Source organism: Mycobacterium sp. 1245805.9, from assembly GCF_001672915.1.
Lineage (GTDB): Bacteria > Actinomycetota > Actinomycetes > Mycobacteriales > Mycobacteriaceae > Mycobacterium.
Window position 1 is genome coordinate 21,651 of sequence record NZ_LZKR01000126.1, and the last position, 19,555, is coordinate 41,205.

General features: G+C 67.0%; 20 protein-coding genes and 1 pseudogene. 7 read left to right on the forward strand and 14 right to left on the reverse strand.

Translation table 11 applies throughout. The features are described from left to right. Positions 1-2: 2 nt before the first annotated feature. The 3 genes from A9X00_RS17570 to pncA form a co-directional block, all read right to left on the reverse strand. Positions 3-635: a hypothetical protein gene (locus A9X00_RS17570; RefSeq protein ID WP_067155986.1), complete on the reverse strand. Its 633-nt coding sequence runs from the start codon at positions 633-635 to the stop codon at positions 3-5. A 102-nt stretch (positions 636-737) separates the two neighbouring features. After that, positions 738-1,538, reverse strand: a complete 801-nt coding sequence (locus A9X00_RS17575; protein WP_067155989.1) for a ketosteroid isomerase family protein — start codon at positions 1,536-1,538, stop codon at positions 738-740. Further along, the gene (gene pncA / locus A9X00_RS17580) at positions 1,538-2,098 is read right to left on the reverse strand and encodes a pyrazinamidase PncA (RefSeq protein ID WP_156772150.1); all 561 of its coding nucleotides are present in this window, start codon (positions 2,096-2,098) and stop codon (positions 1,538-1,540) included. Before pncA ends, A9X00_RS17575 begins: the two co-directional genes overlap by 1 nt. A 96-nt stretch (positions 2,099-2,194) precedes the next feature. On the opposite strand from pncA, the gene A9X00_RS17585 reads away from it, so the two are divergent. After that, on the forward strand, positions 2,195-3,112 hold the full coding sequence (locus A9X00_RS17585; protein ID WP_067155995.1) for a DoxX family protein: 918 nt from the start codon (positions 2,195-2,197) through the stop codon (positions 3,110-3,112). A 6-nt stretch (positions 3,113-3,118) separates the two neighbouring features. Here the strand turns inward: A9X00_RS17585 and A9X00_RS17590 are convergent. The 5 genes and pseudogenes from A9X00_RS17590 to A9X00_RS17610 form a co-directional block, all read right to left on the reverse strand. Further along, positions 3,119-3,433: pseudogene (locus tag A9X00_RS17590) on the reverse strand (ATPase); the annotation flags it as partial. Next, the gene (locus A9X00_RS17595) at positions 3,357-3,788 is read right to left on the reverse strand and encodes a DUF2784 domain-containing protein (protein ID WP_082975349.1); all 432 of its coding nucleotides are present in this window, start codon (positions 3,786-3,788) and stop codon (positions 3,357-3,359) included. The pseudogene A9X00_RS17590 and the gene A9X00_RS17595, both read right to left, overlap by 77 nt. Positions 3,789-3,791: 3 nt before the next feature. Then, positions 3,792-4,304, reverse strand: a complete 513-nt coding sequence (locus A9X00_RS17600) for a gluconokinase (protein ID WP_067155998.1) — start codon at positions 4,302-4,304, stop codon at positions 3,792-3,794. After that, positions 4,280-6,277 carry a phosphotransferase gene (locus tag A9X00_RS17605; protein ID WP_067156001.1) on the reverse strand — a complete coding sequence of 666 codons (1,998 nt, stop codon included), beginning with the start codon at positions 6,275-6,277 and terminating at the stop codon, positions 4,280-4,282. Before A9X00_RS17605 ends, A9X00_RS17600 begins: the two co-directional genes overlap by 25 nt. A gap of 19 nt (positions 6,278-6,296) precedes the next feature. Continuing rightward, positions 6,297-7,802, reverse strand: a complete 1,506-nt coding sequence (locus A9X00_RS17610; protein WP_067156004.1) for a carboxylesterase/lipase family protein — start codon at positions 7,800-7,802, stop codon at positions 6,297-6,299. A gap of 80 nt (positions 7,803-7,882) precedes the next feature. On the opposite strand from A9X00_RS17610, the gene A9X00_RS17615 reads away from it, so the two are divergent. Both A9X00_RS17615 and A9X00_RS17620 read left to right on the forward strand, forming a co-directional pair. Further along, entirely contained in the window at positions 7,883-8,560 is a 678-nt protein-coding gene (locus A9X00_RS17615) for a hypothetical protein (protein ID WP_067156007.1), read from the forward strand. 52 nt (positions 8,561-8,612) lie between these two features. Next, positions 8,613-9,467 carry a hypothetical protein gene (locus A9X00_RS17620; protein ID WP_067156010.1) on the forward strand — a complete coding sequence of 285 codons (855 nt, stop codon included), beginning with the start codon at positions 8,613-8,615 and terminating at the stop codon, positions 9,465-9,467. A 3-nt stretch (positions 9,468-9,470) separates the two neighbouring features. Here A9X00_RS17620 and A9X00_RS17625 read toward each other — a convergent pair whose 3' ends face one another. After that, positions 9,471-10,436: an SDR family NAD(P)-dependent oxidoreductase gene (locus tag A9X00_RS17625; protein ID WP_082975350.1), complete on the reverse strand. Its 966-nt coding sequence runs from the start codon at positions 10,434-10,436 to the stop codon at positions 9,471-9,473. Continuing rightward, positions 10,433-11,647 carry a cytochrome P450 gene (locus A9X00_RS17630; RefSeq protein WP_197515199.1) on the reverse strand — a complete coding sequence of 405 codons (1,215 nt, stop codon included), beginning with the start codon at positions 11,645-11,647 and terminating at the stop codon, positions 10,433-10,435. The genes A9X00_RS17625 and A9X00_RS17630 overlap by 4 nt, the downstream gene beginning before the upstream one ends. Positions 11,648-11,741: 94 nt before the next feature. On the opposite strand from A9X00_RS17630, the gene A9X00_RS17635 reads away from it, so the two are divergent. Then, positions 11,742-12,371, forward strand: coding sequence for a TetR/AcrR family transcriptional regulator (locus A9X00_RS17635; RefSeq protein WP_067156015.1), 630 nt, complete (start codon positions 11,742-11,744; stop codon positions 12,369-12,371). Positions 12,372-12,376: 5 nt separating this feature from the next. Here A9X00_RS17635 and A9X00_RS17640 read toward each other — a convergent pair whose 3' ends face one another. From A9X00_RS17640 to A9X00_RS17650, 3 genes are read right to left on the reverse strand one after another with little or no spacing between them, the layout of a single operon-like run. After that, a complete protein-coding gene (locus tag A9X00_RS17640) occupies positions 12,377-13,198 on the reverse strand; it encodes a mycofactocin-coupled SDR family oxidoreductase (RefSeq protein ID WP_067156071.1) in 822 nt (273 codons plus the stop codon). Next, complete coding sequence (locus A9X00_RS17645; protein ID WP_067156018.1) at positions 13,192-14,265, reverse strand: dihydrodipicolinate reductase; 1,074 nt, start codon at positions 14,263-14,265, stop codon at positions 13,192-13,194. The genes A9X00_RS17640 and A9X00_RS17645 overlap by 7 nt, the downstream gene beginning before the upstream one ends. A gap of 28 nt (positions 14,266-14,293) precedes the next feature. Then, a complete protein-coding gene (locus tag A9X00_RS17650) occupies positions 14,294-15,082 on the reverse strand; it encodes an SDR family NAD(P)-dependent oxidoreductase (protein ID WP_067156021.1) in 789 nt (262 codons plus the stop codon). Between the two features lie 212 nt (positions 15,083-15,294). On the opposite strand from A9X00_RS17650, the gene A9X00_RS17655 reads away from it, so the two are divergent. Then, positions 15,295-15,894 carry a TetR/AcrR family transcriptional regulator gene (locus tag A9X00_RS17655; protein ID WP_067156024.1) on the forward strand — a complete coding sequence of 200 codons (600 nt, stop codon included), beginning with the start codon at positions 15,295-15,297 and terminating at the stop codon, positions 15,892-15,894. A gap of 10 nt (positions 15,895-15,904) precedes the next feature. Here the strand turns inward: A9X00_RS17655 and A9X00_RS17660 are convergent, their stop codons facing one another. Further along, positions 15,905-17,032: a dihydrodipicolinate reductase gene (locus A9X00_RS17660; RefSeq protein WP_067156027.1), complete on the reverse strand. Its 1,128-nt coding sequence runs from the start codon at positions 17,030-17,032 to the stop codon at positions 15,905-15,907. Positions 17,033-17,364: 332 nt separating this feature from the next. On the opposite strand from A9X00_RS17660, the gene A9X00_RS17665 reads away from it, so the two are divergent. Continuing rightward, entirely contained in the window at positions 17,365-18,345 is a 981-nt protein-coding gene (locus A9X00_RS17665) for an NAD(P)-dependent oxidoreductase (protein ID WP_156772151.1), read from the forward strand. A gap of 45 nt (positions 18,346-18,390) precedes the next feature. After that, positions 18,391-19,464, forward strand: coding sequence for a dihydrodipicolinate reductase (locus tag A9X00_RS17670; protein ID WP_067156073.1), 1,074 nt, complete (start codon positions 18,391-18,393; stop codon positions 19,462-19,464). Positions 19,465-19,555: the final 91 nt, after the last annotated feature.

Below are 19,555 nucleotides of genomic sequence, written 5' to 3' on the forward strand. Positions count from 1 at the left end.
TCCTAGGCGGGCAACCGGTCCTTGACGAGCTGATCTTGCCTGCGGGCCATGTCCAGCACGACGTCGCGCGGGGCGGGATCGTTGGGCGCACTGTCGAACTCCAGGTCGACGCCCACCCTCCCCTCGGCGAACGTCACATACGTCACCGATTTGGAATTGTCGGGCGACGTCCCCACCGCGATCAGGCCGTTGGTCCCGACCTCGAACGGCTGGGGCGTCCCGGTGACGTATTTGCCGTACGACGACGCGCGCTCCTTGGCTTGCTGCGCGGCGGTCGCCGGGTCGGTGAAGACCACAACGAGGTCGTCGATGCTCCGCGTCCGATCAGGATTGGCGTAGGTCACGCCGGCTCCGGCGATACCTCCGGGGTTCTGCACGGGCGGCGCCGTGGTCGCGGCGTCGGGCCCGATATCGCTGGCCTGCAGCAGCAGGTAGGTGTAGTCGCCCAGCGGCGCAACCCCGGACGGCGTGCTCGACGTGGTCGATGTCGCCGAACTCGATGTCGTGGTGGACGACGTCGGCTTGGACGAGCTCGACGAGGAAGACGACGTGGTGGTGGTTACCGTGCAGGCCGTTCCCACCGTCACGACGGCGGTGAATGCAACTCCCAAGCCGACGATCCGCACCACACCCATTGCCCGCCTCCGTTCAGTGACAGCTATTTCTACGGCAGTATCACTTGCCTGGCAAGACATAGAAGCATCCGGCCCTGGCTAACTTCGACCGTCCGAGGAAGATCAGGCGGGGAAGTACCGGACCCGGTCGATCGCGTTCCCCGGCCAGGCTGCGTCGAAGAGCATGACGCCGCGCCCGTGGGCCGAACCGACCGAAACCGCGACGGTGGTCCCCGCGCCGATCACCTTGGCCCAGCCGGCCCCGTCGAGCTGCTCGACCAGTTCGGCGATATCGAGCCGGTCGTTGTCGCCCAAAGTTATTGCGGCCCTGGGCGACAGCGAACGCAGGGCCGCGGATGCGTCCTTGCGGGCGACCGCGCCGAGGAAGGCCTCCGCCAGTCTCTTGCGCCGCGCACCGGCGCGGCGAAATCCGGCCAGGAAGCCCGCTGTCCCCCCGAATCCCTGGTTGGCCAACAAATCACGCGACAGTGTCACGGCGAGCGACGCCGCCCGCGACCCGGCCCGCAGGAACTGCAGCATCATCGCCGGCAATTCCCAGTAGGCCCGCAAGTGGGCAATCTTCCACTGGCCGTTGTCTTCTCGGAGGTCATAGCGCAGGAAGGCTGGGATGTACATCGTTACGCGCGAGCCCATCGACACCTCGAGCTCGAGGTCGCGCAGCACGGCGGTGCCCGCAACGATGTCGAGATCGCGGTGGAATTTGATGTCGCGGGGGCCGATGAAGGTGTCGTAGAAGCGGCCGATCTGCGAATGCCCCACGTGGGGGCGCGATCCCACCGGGTCTTCGATCCGGCCGTCGCCCGTGAACAGGCCCACCCATCCGGCACGGTCGTGCGCCGCGGCGGCCTGCGGCGAGCGTTCCACCGCGGCGAGCAGGTGCTCGCGGTCCAGGGGCACCACCATCACGGGCCGCCGACCAGCTCGATGCCGAGGTTTCGCATCTCCCCCAACGCTTCCGCGGCCGCGTCGGCCGCCACGGCCGCGGTCAGGTCCACCAGCACCCGGGTCCTCAGGCCGGCCTTAGCCGCATCCTCGGCGGTCCGCCGCACGCAGTGATCGGTGGCGATGCCGACCACGTCGACCTCGTCGACCCCGCGCCGGCGCAGCCACTGAAGCAGCGGGGTCCCCTCGTCGTCGACGCCCTCGAAGCCGCTGTACGCGGCGGCGTAGTCACCCTTGCGGAACACCGCTTCGACGCGGGTGGTGTCGAGGCCGGGGTGAAAGTCTGCGCCGCGGCTGCCCGCGACGCAATGCGGGGGCCATGACGAGCGGTAGTCGGCGCGGTCGGAGAAATGGTCGCCGGGATCGACGTGGAAATCCGCGGTCGCGACGACGTGATCGTAGCCGGGCTCGCCGGCGAGGTATCCGGTGATGGCGGAGGCCAACGCCGCACCGCCATTTACCGCCAGCGAGCCACCCTCGCAGAAGTCGTTTTGCACGTCGACGACGATCAGCGCCCGCACGCGCTCCACCATATCGCCGGGTTCGGTGCCCCGGCCGCGAGCAGGGCCGATGGCACTGGCGGTTTGCCCGCCGGTCGGCCGGGTAACCCAGCTGCCATGTTGATCCGCAGAATCGCGAGGCCCCTGCTGTCGGCGGTGTTCATCGGCCAGGGAATCGACTCGCTACTCAATCCCAAGCCGGCGGCCGAAGCCGCGGCGCCGGCGGTCGACGGTCTTCGCGCCCTGCCGGATCCGGTGGGGAGCAGCATTCCCAGCGACCCCCAGACGTTCGCTCAGATCAATGCGGCCGTCCAGATCGGCGGCGGCTTGCTGCTCGCCATCGGCAAGGCGCCGCGCGTCGCCTCGGCCGCACTTGCCTTCACGGTGCTGCCGGCCAACCTCGGCGCGCACATGTTCTGGAGCGAGAGCGACCCGCAGCTGAAAGCCCAGAAGCGCAAGGACTTTCTGACCGACCTCAGCCTGGTGGGCGGGCTGATCATCGCGTCCGCCGATACGGCCGGCAAGCCCTCCCTGGGCTGGCGCGGTCGCCGGGCCGCGGAGCGGCTCTCCGAGCGGGTGTCCTCGGCGCTGCCCGGGTCGGATGACGGCGAGCTGAGCGAAAAGATCGTGCACGGCCTCCAGGTCGGCGCCGAGCGCGGACGCGAGCTGGCCAGCACCGCCGCCGAAAGAGGCGCCCCGTACGCCGAGGCCGCCCTCGAACGCGGCCGCGAACTCGCCAGCACCGCAGCGGAAAAGAGCGCTCCGCTGGCGAAAAAGGCCCGCAAACGGGGCGAAGAACTCGCCAGCACGGCGGCCGAAAAGAGCGCCCCGCTGGCGAAGAAGGCCCGCAAACGCGGCGAAGAACTCGCCGACACGGCGCGCGACCGCGGTGTGGAGCTCGCCGAGATCGCGCGGCTGCGCGGCATCGAGTTGGCCAACGCCGCGGCCGCGCGGGGCAGCGAACTGGCCGACACCGCCCGCGACCGGGTGGGAGACGGCGTCCCGACCCGCCGCCGCCGGCGCCTTCCCTGGTAGGCGCGTTCAGTTCGGCCAGCGCGCCGACAGTTGCGTCGGCGCCCACTGCGGCCAGTCGGGCGAGCCGACCACCTCGCCGCCGCTGAGTTGCGCGACGATGCGCGGCCCGCGCAGGCGAGTGTTGTCGTAGACGGCCGCGATGTCTGACAAGGCGACGGCGTCCGCGACGAGCGCGCCCAATCGGCGGTGGCGCTCGCGGATTTTGACCTCGGGCACCGGGTGGCCGCCGGCCGCCACCCGGTGTCTAACCCGTTCGACCGCAAGGTCTTCCGGGACGAGCAGCGCGTGCAGGACGACGGTGAAGCCCCCGCCGCGCGCTGTGGCGCACCGCGGCCCGGCGCCGAACATACAGCCCCCACGACAGCGCGACCAGCGCAAACGCGGTGAGCTGGACCCCCGTCAGCCAGTCGGCGGGATAGAGCGTCCCGGTGACGTAGTGGGCGATGAACCCGTCGGGCGGCAGCGCCGGCATGCCGGCATGGCGGCGCGCCCAGCGCTCGGCCCACGTCAGGGGGCAGTCCGTCCGCTTCGTGGCGATGGCCGCGCCCCAGATCACCGCCGGCACGTGCAGCCAGATGGTGCGCCGCCAGCGCAGCGCGAGGAAACCTCCGATGACGACGTAGCCGATGAAGGCGAAGTGCAAGGCCACGATGAGCTCGACCGCGATCCCGTACATCGGTCAGCCCCTCGCGAAGAAGGCATCGACGATCGCGTCGACGCTTTGACCGGCGTCCACGGTGGCGCCCGCCTCGTCGGCGCCGAGGGGTTCCAACGCGTCGAACTGGGATCGCAGCAACGCGGCCGGCATGAAATGTCCCGACCGCGCGGCCAGCCGGCCGCCGATCAGTTCCGGTGAACCGGCCAGATGCAGGAACTCGACCTCGGGGCAGTGCGCCCGGAGCTGGTCGCGGTATTTGCGTTTGAGCGCCGAGCAACTCGCCACCGCGCCGTCGCGGTGGCCGGCCAGCCATTCCCCGACCCGTTCGAGCCAGGGCTGGCGATCGTCGTCGTCGAGCGGTTCACCGGCGCTCATCTTGGCGATGTTCGCCGGCGGATGCAGGGTGTCGGCGTCCACGAACGGCACCGCCAGCCGTCGCGCCAGCGCCGTCCCCACCGTCGACTTGCCCGACCCCGAGACACCCATCACCACGACGGGTGGGCCGGCCCCTACTCGGCGAGGTTGCGGTTCCATTCCACCCAGCCGACACCGCTGCGGCCGTCCGCGGTTTTGACACCGACCCAGGCGCGCGGGAACTGGCTCACGCGCCCGTCTTTGGCAAGCATGCGCACCGGGGCGTGGCCGCGCGCCTCGATGTCCGCGGTGATGTCACCGGGGCGCAGGTCGACGGTGGCGTTCAGCGGTAACCCGTTGTCGCCGAACGTTTCCCGCGAGGCGACGGTGTCCAGCTCGGTGACGTTGTGCGCGGCGTCCTGCACGTAGCCGATGCTGAACGTCGGGGCGCCCGGGATGCGGATGTTCACGCCGTGCAGGTGGGTGCCGTCGTCGAGGTGCAGCGCGCTCCAGATCCAGTCCATGCTCCACCAGTCGCGCACGCCCCACGAGTGGTCGCGCTGCCCGGGGACCGAGTCGACGCGGTAGCTGGTGTCGCCGATCGTGACGGTTCCCGAGACGCGGCAAGGGATTTCGTAGCGCGTCGTCAGCCGGTACTTGTACGGGGCGCCGTCGGTGGCCCACTCCAAATTCATCGCCATTTCGACCGGAGTGCCCGGCTCGCCGCGCAGCAAGGCCGACGGGTCCGGGTAGGCGCGGGCCTGGGCGCGCACGTCGACCCGATAGGCCTGCAGCGGGGCGCCGGCGGAGTGGTCGAGCTCGAAGGCGTCGCTGCGCAACGCCCATGGGTCGGTCGGCAGTGGGACCTCGGCGTCGACGGCGACGGTCGGCAGGTCGGGGCCGCACAGCAGGACGTGCACCAGGGCGTGCTGCTGGTTGGCGATCAGGCCGAGGCGAAACCAGCCGCCCAATCCCTGTGCCGCATCGGCGAAGTCGGCATACCAGCTCTCGCTCCACAGCGGCTCGTCGGTCGGGTCATGGGCGAGCTCGTCGTCCTCCGACGGCCGCAGCGGCTCCGACTTGGTCGCGGCGGGCAGGGTCGCCAGCGCGTCGGTGTCGAGCACGTGTTCGCAGTTGCGTTGCAGCATCGTCATGAACATCCGGTCGCCGCGGTCGGTGCGCTCCACCAGCATCGACGAGATGATCGCCATCATCACCCCGAAAAAGGTTTGGCGGCGAACACCTTCGGCGACATGGGCCAGGCTGACGGGCGGCTGCGGGCCCAGCGCGTCGTGGTACGCGCGCAGGAACTCGTCGTAGTGGTCCCGACGATCCTGCGCCCGCAGCGCGCAGCCGAGGAAGTACGCCAGGTCCGTGAACGCCGGTCCCCAGGAAACCGTCTGCCAATCGACCACAGTCAGCGCGCGGTCGGCCCCGTCGGTGCCGAACAGCATGTTGTCCAGGCGGTAGTCGCCGTGCACCAGGCCACGGATCCGGTCGGGCTCCGACTCGGCCGCGATGTAACCGTCGAACGCGGCGACCAGGTGCTCGCACACGACGCGGTGCTCGGGCGCGATCTGGTCGCCGTACCGGTCGATGAAGCCAGCGTACAGCGACGCGATCATCGCCTGATTGAGCGGCGTCTCGCGGTTGAGCCACGGCGCATCGGCCAGCGACGGATCTCCGAGTAGCGGGCCGTGCAGCCGCCCCAATTCGACGACGCCGATGCGGGCCTGTTCCGGTGTGGCGCCGGCGATTTCGTCGCCCACGACGGCGGGCCCGGCGTCGCCGAGCAGCAGATCGAACACGCCCGTGGCGGTGTCGACGGCCGCGTGGTAGCACGGCGCTATCGGCCCGCCCAAGCGCGGCGCAATATCGCCGTAGAAGCGGACTTCACGCTCGTAGAGGCCCAGGGCCGACCCCGTCTGCCGGCTCACCGGATCGGAGGCCGCGACCTTCAGCACCACCGATTCCGGCCCCCCGGCGTCGGGATCGGCATAGCTGAGCCGGACGCGGTAGCACTCGCTCATCTGTCCGGTGCCGATGCGTTCCACGGCGAAGTCGGCGACGGGTCCGGAGCCGAGCGCGGCGGCCAGCCAGGAGGCGGTGAGGTTATCGGGTCGCTCGATGACCTGCTCGGTGTCGGCGTGCATGAGGGTCTAGCGTGCCAGGTCACTGCGCAAGTGAGAAGCCGTCCCAGGCGATCCGGCGGTGCGGGTGCGGATCGAACTCGATCCGGCTCTTGCGGTCGAACACCATCACGGCGCGGTCGGCGCGGGTGTACGGGGGCCAGTCGTCGCCCGGCGAACCGGTGCGGCTGAAGGACCGCCACCGCCGCTGCACATGGTTGCTGACCTTCAGCGCCGCGCGCCGGTCGGCGGCGGCGGTCAGCAGCGCGCCGAACCGGGTGCGGTAGACGTCGAAGACGGCCAGCAACTCGGTGGCATGCGTGGCGCCCAGACCCGACCAGCGCAGCGTCCGCGGGGCGTAGTCGTAGCGGTAGAGGTAGGTGGGTGCGTGGTTGCCATGCGCCTCGGCGATCTGCCAGGCCGCCGAGCTGAACGCGAAGTCGCCGCCGAGCTGGATGCAGGCCGACGGCGCCGGGTAGTCGGGATAGGCGGCGGTAATGCGCTCGCGGGCAGCGGGATCCGTGTCCGCCAGCAGCTCTTCGATCATCGATTGGTTCGTCGGCAACATCTTGAGGAAGCGGGTGAACAGGCGGCCCTCTTCGGCGTTGGTGCCCACGATGAGCGGCACCTTGTGCGCCCGGCCGGACCGCATCGCCTCGACGGGGTCGACGGGCAGGACGTCGTCGCCGACGACCGGGCCGATCGGGAACGCGCCCAACCGGCTTTCCATGCCCTGGTCGATCAGCCGGTGCTGCGTTTCCACCAGTTGCGCCGCGGACGCCTGCATCACCGCGTGCGCGCCGTCCTGCGGGCGCACGCCGAGCAGCCCGGCGAAGCGCTTCGCGAACTCGACGGCGATCTCCCCCGACCGCACCAACCCCGACGCTGGGCTTTCCGAGATCGCCTGCGCGAAAAGGCCTTCGGCGGCGGGCACGGCCAGCAACGTGGAGGTGATGCAGGCGCCGGCGCTCTCACCGAAGATCGTGACATTGCCGGGGTCTCCGCCGAATTCGGCGATGTTGTCCCGGATCCACTCAAGGGCCAGCACCAGGTCGCGCAGGTACAGGTTGCTGTCGATTTTGATGTCGCGCGTCGACAGCGACGACAGGTCCAGGCATCCCAGCGCGCCGAGGCGGTAGTTGACCGACACGTACACGCAACCGCGGCGCGCCAGCGCGGCGCCGTCGTAGAGCGGGGTGGCCGAGCTGCCCATGATGTAGCCGCCGCCGTGAACGAAGACCATGACGGGCAGCGCCTCGTCCGCCGCCACCTCGGGCGTGACGACGTTGAGGGTGAGGCAGTCCTCGCTCATCGGCTGGTAGCGGCCGACACCGAGCATGGTGTAGCGGCGCTGCTGGGGCGCGCAGTTGCCGAAGCCGTGGCAGTGCCGCACGCCCGACCACCGCGGCGCGGGTTGCGGCGCCCGGAATCGCAGGGCTCCCACCGGCGGGCGGGCGTAAGGGATGGACCGCCAGCGGTTTACGCCGTCGCGGGTGAAGCCTTCGACGATGCCGGCGGTCGTGCGGGCGCGAATGATGCGCTCATGCATACAAGTGACGGTAGCCGACACCGCGCCGGTAGCGCGCGGCTAGCGATCGAATCGCCGGGCGTGGCGGCTAGCCTGACGGGATGCGGATCGCCGCGGTGCTCGCCGTGCCATTGCTGCTCGCCGGATGCTCGCATCTCGGGGGCAACTCGGGGCAGCCGCAGACCACTACGCAGCCCCCCGCGACCACATCGGCCGGAGCGTCGGCCAGCAAACCCGCAGCGCCGTCTGGGACGCCCGGGCCCGGGACCACGATCGCCGACGTCATCGCCTGGATCGAGGCAGCTCACCCTGCGGATCCCGGTCGCTATCACAGCGCCGCCCGGGAGGGCGCCACCACGCCGCTCGGCAACGACGTCGCCCTGACCGTTCAAGGGGGCAAGGTGTCCTGCATGACCGATTCCAAGCACACCGGCGGCGCGCTGACGTGTCTGGTCGCCCTGACCAATCCCCCGCCCCGCCCGGACACGGCCTACGGCGACTGGAAGGGCGGCTGGGTGGACTTCGACGGAACGAACCTCCAGGTGGGGTCGGCGCGCGCCGATCCGGGTCCGTTCCTCAACGGCAACGGGCCCGAACTGGCGAACGGCGATTCGTTGTCGTTCGGCGATTACCGCTGCCGCGCCGACGATTCGGGCCTCGTCTGCGTCAACTACGCTCATCAGTCGGCGGTGCGGTTCGCCGCCGCCGGCATCCAGCCGTTCGGCTGCCTGAAGCCGGTGCCACCGCCGGACGGGGTGGGTGTCGCGTTCGGCTGCTGACTGGCGCCCCGAATTTGCTGCAGCCGCGGTTTCGGCGTGGGACCATTTGCCGATGGACCGCGACGATCCCGAAAAGCGCATCGCCGACCTGGAGCGTCAGCTCGCTGAGCAAAAGCGCATCGCCGAGCTGGAACGTCAACTGGCCGAGGCCAAGGCGGCCGCCGGCCAGAACCCCGGCGAGGGGCAGTCGCCGTCGTTCTTCTCGGTGCAAACGGGTACGAGCCAGGGTGGCGACGAGCGCGCGCGCCAGTACGCGGAGTCGTTGTGGGAGGGTTTGCGCTCCGGCGGGCCGGCGGGGCCCGGCGGGCCTTCGGGCCCCGAGATGGCCCAGCATCGAGAGGCGTTCATGCAAGCGGCGGCCCAGGCGGGCCTGTCGCAGGAGCAGATCGACAACATCTTCAAGCACGGAAAAGCGACGTTCAAGGTCGGCCATTCGGTGGTGTATTCGGGCCAGGGCTCCGCCCCGGAATACCGCGCATTCTCCGGCACGGCACCGCCACCCCCCTATGCGCAACAGGTCGGCTCGAGACACCAAGTGGCGCAGGGCCGCCGGCGCGAACGAGGCGGGAGCGTCTGGGCCAATCGTTTCGGGGCGATCGCCGGGACCATCGGTCTCTGCGTCGGCGGCGCGTCGGCGCTGACCGCGACGATGCCGTCGACCGCGCTGTGGACAAGCCCAATCGTGTGCGACAGCGGCTACCAGCTGGCGTACAACACCTCGCACTACAGCTACAAGCCCGGCCAGTCGGGAACCAGCGTGGACTTCGAGTGCGTCAACGGCGCCGACTCGTACGACCCCAGTTGGTTCGCGATCGATGCGCTCCAGACCTTGGCGTTCGCTGTGATCGCGGGCGTCCTGGTGGCTATCGGTTTTGTGGTCTGGCGCCAGTTCGGCAAGCCCGCGTGAGCCCTAGCGCGGCCGGTCACTGACGGCCGCGAACAGCTCCGTCATCTCGTCGGCGGGTCCGCCCGGGACGGTGTAGCCCGCCTCGTCCCGAATCTCGTCGAGGTGATCGCGCACGTCCTCGACGGACAGCCCGGGGCGGTGGAAGCCCCTTGTCCTGCCGATGAAGAAGCGGGCGACGTGCCCGGCGCCGACCGTGTAGATCTCGCCGGAAGCCGGGCACTCGCGGTGCACCAGGAAGGCCGCCACCGGAGCCACCAGCGCAGGGTCCAGTTTTCGGAGGTATTGTCCGACAAGGTCATCCAACACGGCCTGGTTCTCGCCGGGCTGCTGCCCGGTCGCGTGCTCGACTTCGCGCGCCAGCATCCGGGTGTAGGCGATCGGCGCGATGGCGTTGACCTTGATGTTGTGGCCCGCCCCCTCGGCAGCCAGCACCCGGGTGAAACCGATCAATCCGGTCTTGGCCGCGCCGTAGTTGCTCATGCGTTCGGCGCCAAGGATTCCCGCCGCCGAGCAGGTGTTCAGTATCCGGCCGTAGCCCCGTTCGCGCATCAGGTTCCACGCGGGTCGCGTCACGTGGAACGCGCCCTTCAGGTGCACGTCGATGAGCGGTTCCAGCCGGTCGGCCGTCATGTCCGCGAACGGCGCGTCACCGACGATCCCGGCGTTGTTGATCACGATGTCCACCCGCCCCCAGGCGCGCAGCGCCGTGTCGATGATCGCCTGTCCGCCTTCGGGGGTCGTCACGCTGTGGGTGTCGGCCACGGCCTCGCCACCCCGGTCGCGGATTTCGGCGGCGGCGGCGCGTGCAGCCTCGCCGTCGGCGCCGTCCCCCGTTACCGATCCCCCGACGTCGTTGACGACGACGCGCGCGCCGCGCGAGGCGAGCAACTGCGCGTACTGCCTGCCCAGGCCGCCGCCGGCGCCGGTGATCACGGCGACCTGATCGTCGAACCGGAGCTCGTTGGTCACCAGCTGACCGGAAGTTCTTTCATGCCATAGATATTGGCGTGCTTGAATTTCAGCTCATCGGGCGGTACCGCCAGTTTGAGCCCGGGTAGCCGGCGCGCCAGCGTTGCGAACGCGACCTGCATCTCGACGCGAGCCAGGTTCGCCCCGATGCACTGGTGCACCCCGTAGCCGAAGCCCAAGTGCCCGCGGGTGTTTCGGTCGATGTCGAAGGATTCGGGATTGTCGACGAATTCGGCATCCCAGTTTCCGGCGAGGAGGCTCATCATGACGAACTCCCCGGCACGGATCAGCTGACCACCGATCATGAGGTCTTCGGTCGCCACGCGATCGACCTGGCTGTGCACGATGGTGAGGTAGCGCATCAGCTCTTCGACGATGTTCGCGACGACGGCGGGATCGTCGGTTTGCCCCAGGCGCTCGAACACATCCGGATGTTGCAGCAGCGCAACCGTTCCCAGCGAGATCATGTTGGCGGTGGTTTCGTGGCCGGCCTGCATCATGATCACGCTGTTCATGGCCGTGGTGGCATGGTCGAGTTGGCCCGTCGCCACATATTCGGTGACCAAACGGCTGATCAAGTCGTCGCCGGGTTCGCGCTCCTTGCGCTGCACCAACTCCTCGATGTAGGCATACATCGCACCGAAGGCTTGCCCTCGCTCCTCGTCGGTGCACCTGTGGTCCAACCCCACTGTGGTGTTGTGCTGGAAGAGCCCGAGATCGTCCGGCGGCACTCCAAGCAACAGCGCGATCACCATTGACGGCACCGGCAAGGCGAATTCACGCACCAGGTCGGCCGGCGTGCCGCCTTCGATCATCTGGCCCAGGTAGTGATCGACCATGTCCTGGATGTGCGGCCGCATCGATTCGCAACGTCTGAAGGTGAAGTTGCTTGTCATCATGCGCCGCAATCGCTGATGCTCGGGATCATCGGTGCGTGCGAACATCACCGGAATTTTATTGTCGGCGTCCCTCGGCATGGTGGAGTCCGGAATTGTCTTGGCGGACAGACGGGGATCGACCAGCGCCGCCCTGATGTCCCGGTAGCGGCTCACCACCCAGACCGGGTTGCCCTGGAACATCGCCTTTCGGAGCCCGGGCTGCTCCCGCCAGTCCGCGAACTCGGGCGGGGGCGCAAACGGACATTGCGCCGCCCGCGGAACGGGCAGTACCGGAAGATCGGCGTCAGAGCGGACTTCGGAAGCTGTTGACATCACCGGCATTTCCTACTAAGTGGCAGATAGCTGTCAATTACCAAGAGCGTAGAACCCAGCCAACTGACAGTCAACCGTCAGTTAGGCTGTCGCCATGACCGCGGTTGAAGACCGGCCGTTGCGGGCGGACGCGGCGCGCAATGTCGAGCGCATCCTGCGCGCGGCGCGGGACGTCTATGGCGAGCTCGGGCCGGATGCGCCGGTTGAAGCCGTCGCCCGTCGCGCAGGCGTCGGGGAGCGCACCCTCTACCGCAGGTTCCCGACCAAGGCCGACCTGGTCCGGGCCGCCCTGGACCAAAGCATCGCCGAGGACCTCACGCCGGTGATCGACAGCGCCCGGCGCGCCGACGACCCACTACGCGGTCTCACCGAACTGATCGAGGCGGCAATATCGCTCGGCGCCCGCGAACACAACCTGCTGACGGCGGCCCGCCGCGCCGGTTCGCTGACCTCCGACATCTCGGTCTCGCTCCACGAGGCGCTCGGCGAGCTTGCCCGAGAAGGCCAGCGCATCGGCAGCATCCGCGCCGACCTGGTCGCCGACGACCTGCCGCGCCTGGTCGCGATGCTGTTCAGCGTGCTGTCGACGATGGATGCGGGCAGCGACGGCTGGCGACGCTACGTCGCCCTCGTCATCGATGCGATATCGGTGGACGAACATAGCCCATTGCCTCCGGCCGCTGCCCTGCGTTACGAGATCGGGCCGAACAGCTGGCCGCTGTAGGCGATTCAGTTGATGGTCACGCCGGCGTCGACCTTGAACTGCAGCCCGGTCACCCATCTGGACTCATCGGAAATGAGGAACAGCACCGCGTGGCTGACGTCGGCCGGCTCGACGGCCGGCGTCGGCATCGCGTTGACGAAGATCGGAATCAGGTCGGGCCGTTCTTCACCCAGGGCGGCGCCGAACGATGGGGGGATCATGCCGGTATGGCACCCGGTGGGAAGGACCGCATTTACCCGCACCCTTTGGGCGGCCAGTTCGTTGGCCAATCCCAACGTCAGACCGACGACACCATACTTGGCGGCCGTGTAAGGCAGCTGTAGCGGAAAGCCTTTCACGGCACCCGCCGAACTGATGGTGACGAGACTGCCTCCCCCCTGCTCGAGCAGGTGCGGTATCGCGACCGCGCAGGTGTTCCACACTCCGATGAGATCGATGTCGACCACCGTTCGCCACTGATCGGGCGTCGTTCTATCCCAGGGCGCCGATGTCAACACGCCGGCATTGGCCACCGCCCCGTCCAGACCGCCCAGCTTGCTGACGCCGTCATCGACGGCAGCGCGCAACTCGACGTCGTCGCGGACGTCGACCACATGGCTCACACAGCGACGGCCAAGCTCCGTCACCAGTCTTACGGTCTCGGTGAGGTCATCCTCGGTGGCCAAGGGATAGTCGATCTGCGGCAGCGATCGGCAGATGTCGACCAGGATGAGATCAGCTCCTTCTTCCGCGAGCCGTAACGCATGGCTGCGCCCCAAACCGCGGGCGGCGCCGGTTACGAGTACGCGTTTGCCGGCAACTCGTCCCGGGGGCGATGCTGTCACCAGATCAGGCCGCGCATGGTTGCGGACAGAGGAATGTCCTCCACGGCGATCAGTCCCTGGGGCGCGCGGCACACCCAATCGATGGCGTTGACTGCCCGACCGGCCGTCGAGACGCAGCCGGCGTCGGTGGAATCGAGCGTCGGATGCGAAACATGCGTGTTGATCTCGACCCGCGGTTCGCCCTCGACGACAACGCGGTGTACGCCGGTATGGCCCTCGGGAGGGAACTCCCAATCCGGCGCGGCGGCGGTGGTCAGCCTGGTGACATGCTCGAGGGTGATCACCGGTTCGCCGTCGAGGACACCCTCCGTCGCAAACCGAACCGCGGCCATCTGTCCAGGTTCGACCGTCATCATTGTGCATTCGATGCGCTCGGGCGTGAACCAGCGTTCGATACGCTGACGGACCTCGTCGAGTTTGATGTCGAGGTTGTCTGCCAGACTCCGCACCTGGCCGCCCCACATCGACACAATTACGCCCGGCAAAAACATCATTGCCGTGTCATCGTTCTCGGTTGTTCCGAAACCCATTGCCACACCAGTGAAATCGGCATCGTCGTAGTTGCCGTAGTCGAAGATCTCCTGCACGGTGATCGACGAGACGCGGGTGGTCAGGCTGACCGCCGAGTGCACCAAGGTGTCGCCGGAGAACCCGGGGTCGATTCCGTTGACGTAGAGGGAGGCGTTGCCCGCAGCGCAGGCCTGCTCCAGCGGCACCCGAAGCCAGTCGTCGGCATGACGCGGGGTGACCAGCCAGACCATGGACGTGCCAACGACGTTGGTGCCCGCCGCCAGGAACTTGGCCATCTGATCGATAGCCTCCATCGGCCTCGTCTCGCCTTGAGACGTGTAGACGACGCAATCGGCGCCAAGGGCTATCAAGGCGTCGATGTCGTCGGTGGCGATAATGCCGGTGGGCTCGCTCAGTCCGCACAACTCCGCCGCATCTTTGCCGATCTTTTCAGCGCTGGCGGCATGCACGCCAACCAGTTCCAAATCGGGCCGACCGATGATCGCGCGCAGTGAATGCCGCCCTACGTTGCCGGTCGAGAATTGAATCACTCTGCGCACGGCGCGCTTCTCCTTCGCCAGTCCGGGATCAGTAGTCGGGAATCGGCAGTGGCGAATTGTTGGAGTCGATGCCGCCGTCGACGTGGAAGGTCGCGTTGGTCGCGTAGCAATCGCGAGTGCACAGGTACACCGTAAGCCGTCCGAGGTCTTCCACATCGCCGAGTCGATGCAACGGTGTGGCCTCCTGCATCTTCTCCAGCGAACCGGGCATCAGGTCGAGGCTGCCCTTCAGGCCGTCGGTGGCAAACGAACCCAGGGCGATGGCGTTGACGCGAATCTTCGGGGCCAGTTCCTGTGCCATGGCGCGGGTGAGCGCTTCGAGGCCGCCCTTGGCCACGCAGTAGGCGGTCAGCGCGCGAATGCCGAACCGCGCCGAACCGGACGAGATGTTCACGATGGAACCGTGTCCGGCGCTGAGCATGTGCGGTGCCGTGAGCTGACTCATGATGAAGGCCGAGGTCACACACCAGTCGAAGGTGTGCCGGAAATCCTCGTCGGTGATGTCCAGAAACCGCGCATACGTGGATCCGCCGACATTGTTGACGAGAATGTCGATGCGCCCGAAGCGCTCCATGGCCGTGTTCACCACGCGCTCACCGTCGGGACGGCTCATCGCGTCCGCGACCAGTGGCAGCCCCTTGCCACCCGCGGCCTCGATACCCTCAATCGTGCCAACGATATCCGCCTCGGTACGCGCGGTCCCGACAATCGTGGCCCCGGCCTCCGCCAAGACGCGGGCAATGCCCGCCCCGACACCCTTCCCGGCGCCCGTGACGATCGCGACCTGTCCATCCAGCCTGAACTGTTCCAACGCCATGCCGGGCTCCTTTGGCCGCGCGTGAGGTGTGCGCCGTTCACTCTAAGAACGCAGCCTGACTAAAGTCAATGAAACTGCCGGGCGTGAGCCGTCGATTGCAGGAGTAGTTCTACGACGGCCAAGTAGGACAGGGCATTATGGGGCGTACGGATCGTCCCTTTTCGGATACTCTCGTAACTCCCGGGTGAGTCAGGTCAACTGTGAGGATAGACATGGCGGTGACGGACAGGCTGTCCGCGCGAGAAGCGAAGCGCTTGCAGACGAGGGAGCGACTGATGGGCGCCGCGATTGCGGAGTTCACCAGGGCCGGGATGGCAGAAGCGGACGTCGGCGCCATCGTGGCGGCCGCCGGGGTTGCTCATGGAACATTCTTTTTTCACTTCCCGACCAAGGAGCACGTTCTGCTGGAGTTGGAGCACCGCGAAGAGGACCGCATCGCCAAACAATTCGCGCAATTCCTGAAGAAGAAGCACGATCTTGCGTCCGCCTTGGACGAGGCCGTCCGCCTGGTGGTCGGATTGGAACACCGGCTGGGCTATCTGCTGTTCAATGACTTTCTTGCGCTGCACTTCTCACAAACCCGCCCGCCTACCGAAGACGGCAGGGATCACCCGTTGATCGTCTTGGTCGCACAGGAGATCGCGCAGGCCCAAGAACGCGGCGAGGTGGATCAACACGTCAATCCCATGAACAGCGCGGTGTTTTTCCTACTGGGTCTCTACGCCCTGTTGGTCACCACCAATCACTGGCCGACCGGTCACGCTCTGCTGGAAGATTACGTCGCGCGGACGTTGCGAAGTATGCAGCCGTGACCCGGATGCGTCACGGGCGTATCACTCCGCGCAGCGGCATGAGTCCGAGCTCGTTGTGGGACATGAACCCCGGCGGCGCGTCGCAGACCGCGGGAATCGCGTTCGCGGGGCCCATCGCTGTCCAGGTATAGCCGGGTAACGCGTAGCCGCCGTCCGGGTCCTGCGCCCCTTGCAGGATCAGCTCCGTGGAGGAGTCGCCCTCGATCACGATGCGGTAGTGGTAGTGCTGTGGCCAATCCTCCTGCGGCTCAATGGCATCGTAGGTGTCCATCGTGTAGATCTCGTGGAAGATGATCAAGGGCCGGCCTTCCACCCATGCGGTCCATTTGTGATGCTGGCGGGCGACGGTGCCCTTCTTGATCACACCCTTGAAGCCCGGCATGTCGCTGGTCTGCCCTCCCTCGAAGGGAATGTCGCGCGTGGCGACCCCAAGCTCAACTTCCGTCGTGTACCTTTCGACGGTCTTGCCCATGTTCTCGACGATCATTGCCATCGACTGCGCGAACAACGGCCAGGCTTGCCCGAGCAAGTTCGGGCCGTCCTCGAACCCCGCGGGATCGCTCCCCATCCCCATCTCGAACAGGTACTTCAGCGTGTCCCTGCCGAAATTCACGACCTCGTAGATGTGGATGGTGTCGATCTGGCTGACGATCCGGGCCAACGTCAGCACCAGGAGATCTCCCGCGAAACCCGGGTTGATACCGCCCGCGTGGAACGATGTTCCGCCGTCAAGGCACGCGGCGTGGATCTTGTCGATATCCGCCTGGCTGTGCTCGGTGCGGTACCACCACGCGCCACCCGAGGCGACCACGTTCTTGCCGCCGCGCAGGAGGCGGCAGACCTCGTCGGGATCGGACCACAGCGGCGCGTAGAACACACAGTCGGCATCGAGAGCCTCGATGGCGGCCTTGTCGTCGGTGGCGAGGACTCCAGTCGGCGGCTTACCGCAGAGCTCGCCGGCGTCCTTGCCGACCTTCTCCGGACGACTGCACAACACTCCAACCAGTTCGTAGGCCGGGTTATGGGCGAAGTGGCGGAGCGCCACCGTTCCGACATTGCCGACGCCCCATTGGATGACGCGGTACTTCCGCTCGGCCTGTGTCTTTCCCGTCGCGGCCTTCTCATGGGTAAGCGTCATTGCGACTCCTTTGCATGCACCGCCACTACAGGGCGAGCGACTCTCCGCCGGAGCGCAACCGGGCCGGCGTAAGAGGCAAGTTCGCCGACAATTCGCCCAGGCTGAAACGGCTGAGCGTGCGCTGAGCGTAGGCGCTTCTCGAAGATGATGTCAACGGTCCCGCAGTTGACTTCTGTCAGTCACTTGGCTTTGTCCCTTCCGCTGCCGCAGGCAAATCAGGGACGGGCCGACGTGGGAACGCTGCTTGCCGCAGTTAGGCACGAATGCGATCTGCCCGAATTTAGCGACATTCCCTTGACCGCACGGCCCCTTAGCTGAGTACAGTCAGTGAGTTGACGCGGCGTGCGGCGACGCTGCGCTACGGACCGCCTATCCGCAAGCAGAAGGGTGCCCTAGCCATGCTTCAAGACCAGAAGATCCTGGTGACCGGCGGAACCGGACAAATCGCCGGACCGATCGCCGAGGATCTCGCCAGGAATAATGAGGTATGGATCGCGGCGCGATTCAGCAACCCGGACCGGAAGGCACAACTCGAGGCGCTCGGCATCAAGACATGTGTATGGGATATGGACACCGGCGACAACTCGATGCTGCCCGACGACTTCACGCACGTGGTCCATTCGGCTCTGAACCTCAGCCCTGACTACGACGTTGCCATCACCAACAACGCCGAAGGTTCCGCGCTGCTGATGCAGCACTGCCGCAAGGCAAAAGCGTTCCTCCATGTGTCGAGCACATGTGTCTACAAGCCGCACGCGGATCACCCCAACCACGCCTACGCGGAGACCGACCCGCTCGGCGGCCTCGCAAGCTACGCCGAGGTGTATCCGATCGCGAAGATCACCTCCGAAGGCAGCGTTCGCGCCGCCGCCCGGATGCTCGACCTCCCGACCACCATTGCCCGGATGAACGTCGGCTACAGCTGGACCGGTCACGGCGGGCTGCCCGTCATGCAATATCACACCTTCAAGGGCGGACAGCCTTGGCTCAAACCGGTGGGCTACCACAACATCGGCTCACCCATCGGAGGCGTTGACATCGCCGACCAGGCGCACAAGCTGCTTGAAATCGCAACTGTCCCTGCGACTATCGTCAATTGGGGCGGAGACGACCCGGTCACCGATCAGGAGATGGGTGAGTACGTCGCCGAACTCACCGGCGTGACCGCAAGCTTCGTGGAGTCTCCGGTCAGTTTCGACAGCTTCTGGTCAGACAACACCCGCCGCGAGCAACTCATCGGAAAGTGCTCGCAGCACTGGAAGGAAGGTGCCCGGGACACTTTTTCCAGGCTCGGTCTCATCAGCGCCGACTAGCGGCGCCCAAGTGATCATGCAAGACCAATGGTGAACGGAGGCAGCATGCGCAGGGTGATCCAGTTCTCGACAGGCAATGTCGGCCGGCACTCGCTCAAGACGATCATTGAGAGACCAGATCTCGAGCTAGTTGGCGTCCACGCCGCCAGTCCGAACAAGATAGGCCGCGACGCTGCCGAACTTTGCGGAGTGAGCGAAGCGACGGGGATCCTCGCGACCGACGACATCGACGCGCTCGTGAAGCTCGGGGCCGACTGCGTCGTCTTCACGGCGCAAGCCGAGACCCGCCCAACGGAAGTAATCGAGCAGATGTCCAAATTCCTTTCCGCCGGCACCAATGTCGTTGGCACCTCGTTGGTCTGGCTAGTGGCACCCAACCATGCTCAAGACTGGATACGAGACCCTCTTGCGCAAGCCTGCGAGAAGGGCAACGCTTCGCTCTACATCAACGGGGTTGATCCCGGCTTCTCTGCCGACACCCTGACTCACACGGCCCTGAGCCTCGTCACCAGTGCCCGCTCCGTGACGGTGCAAGAGATCTTCGACTACGGAAACTACGACGATGCGGAGTTCACCGGTGAGGGGATGGGCTTCAACAAAGGGCCCGACGACGACCCGCCTTTACTGTTCCAACCTGGGATCGTCGACTTCATGTGGGGAGGCCAGGTCCGTCGACTCGCTGACCTGATGGGGATCAAGCTCGACGAAACGCGTCAGCGGACCGAAAGCTGGTACACGCCAAAGACGATCGAGTGCACCATGATGACCGTGGAGCCGGGGCGCAGGGCCGCTGTTCGATTCGCCGTCGAAGGGGTCCTCGGTGGGGAGCCGGTGATAACCATCGAGCACGTCACCCGCCTGACGGATGCGGCGGGACCCGACTGGGTCTACCCCCCGGACGGTCTCACCGGCGTGCACCGGGTAACCGTCGAGGGAGAACCCCGGGTGGAGATCAACACTCATATCTCGCATCCGCTGCTCGATGCCACCGACGCCGCATGCATGTCGACGGCAGCGCGCGCGTTGAACGCGATTGACTGGGTATGCGAAGCGCCCGCGGGCCTGGTTGCCCTGGAGGACATTCCGCCGGCGAAGCTGCTGCCGTCCCTTGCGCGGTGACGAATTACTCCTCGGTGGTCGCCGTACCGGAACGCGGGAGTAACGATGGATTGTGCTTCGCATGAGCCTAGCCGGATGGACTGATCTTGAT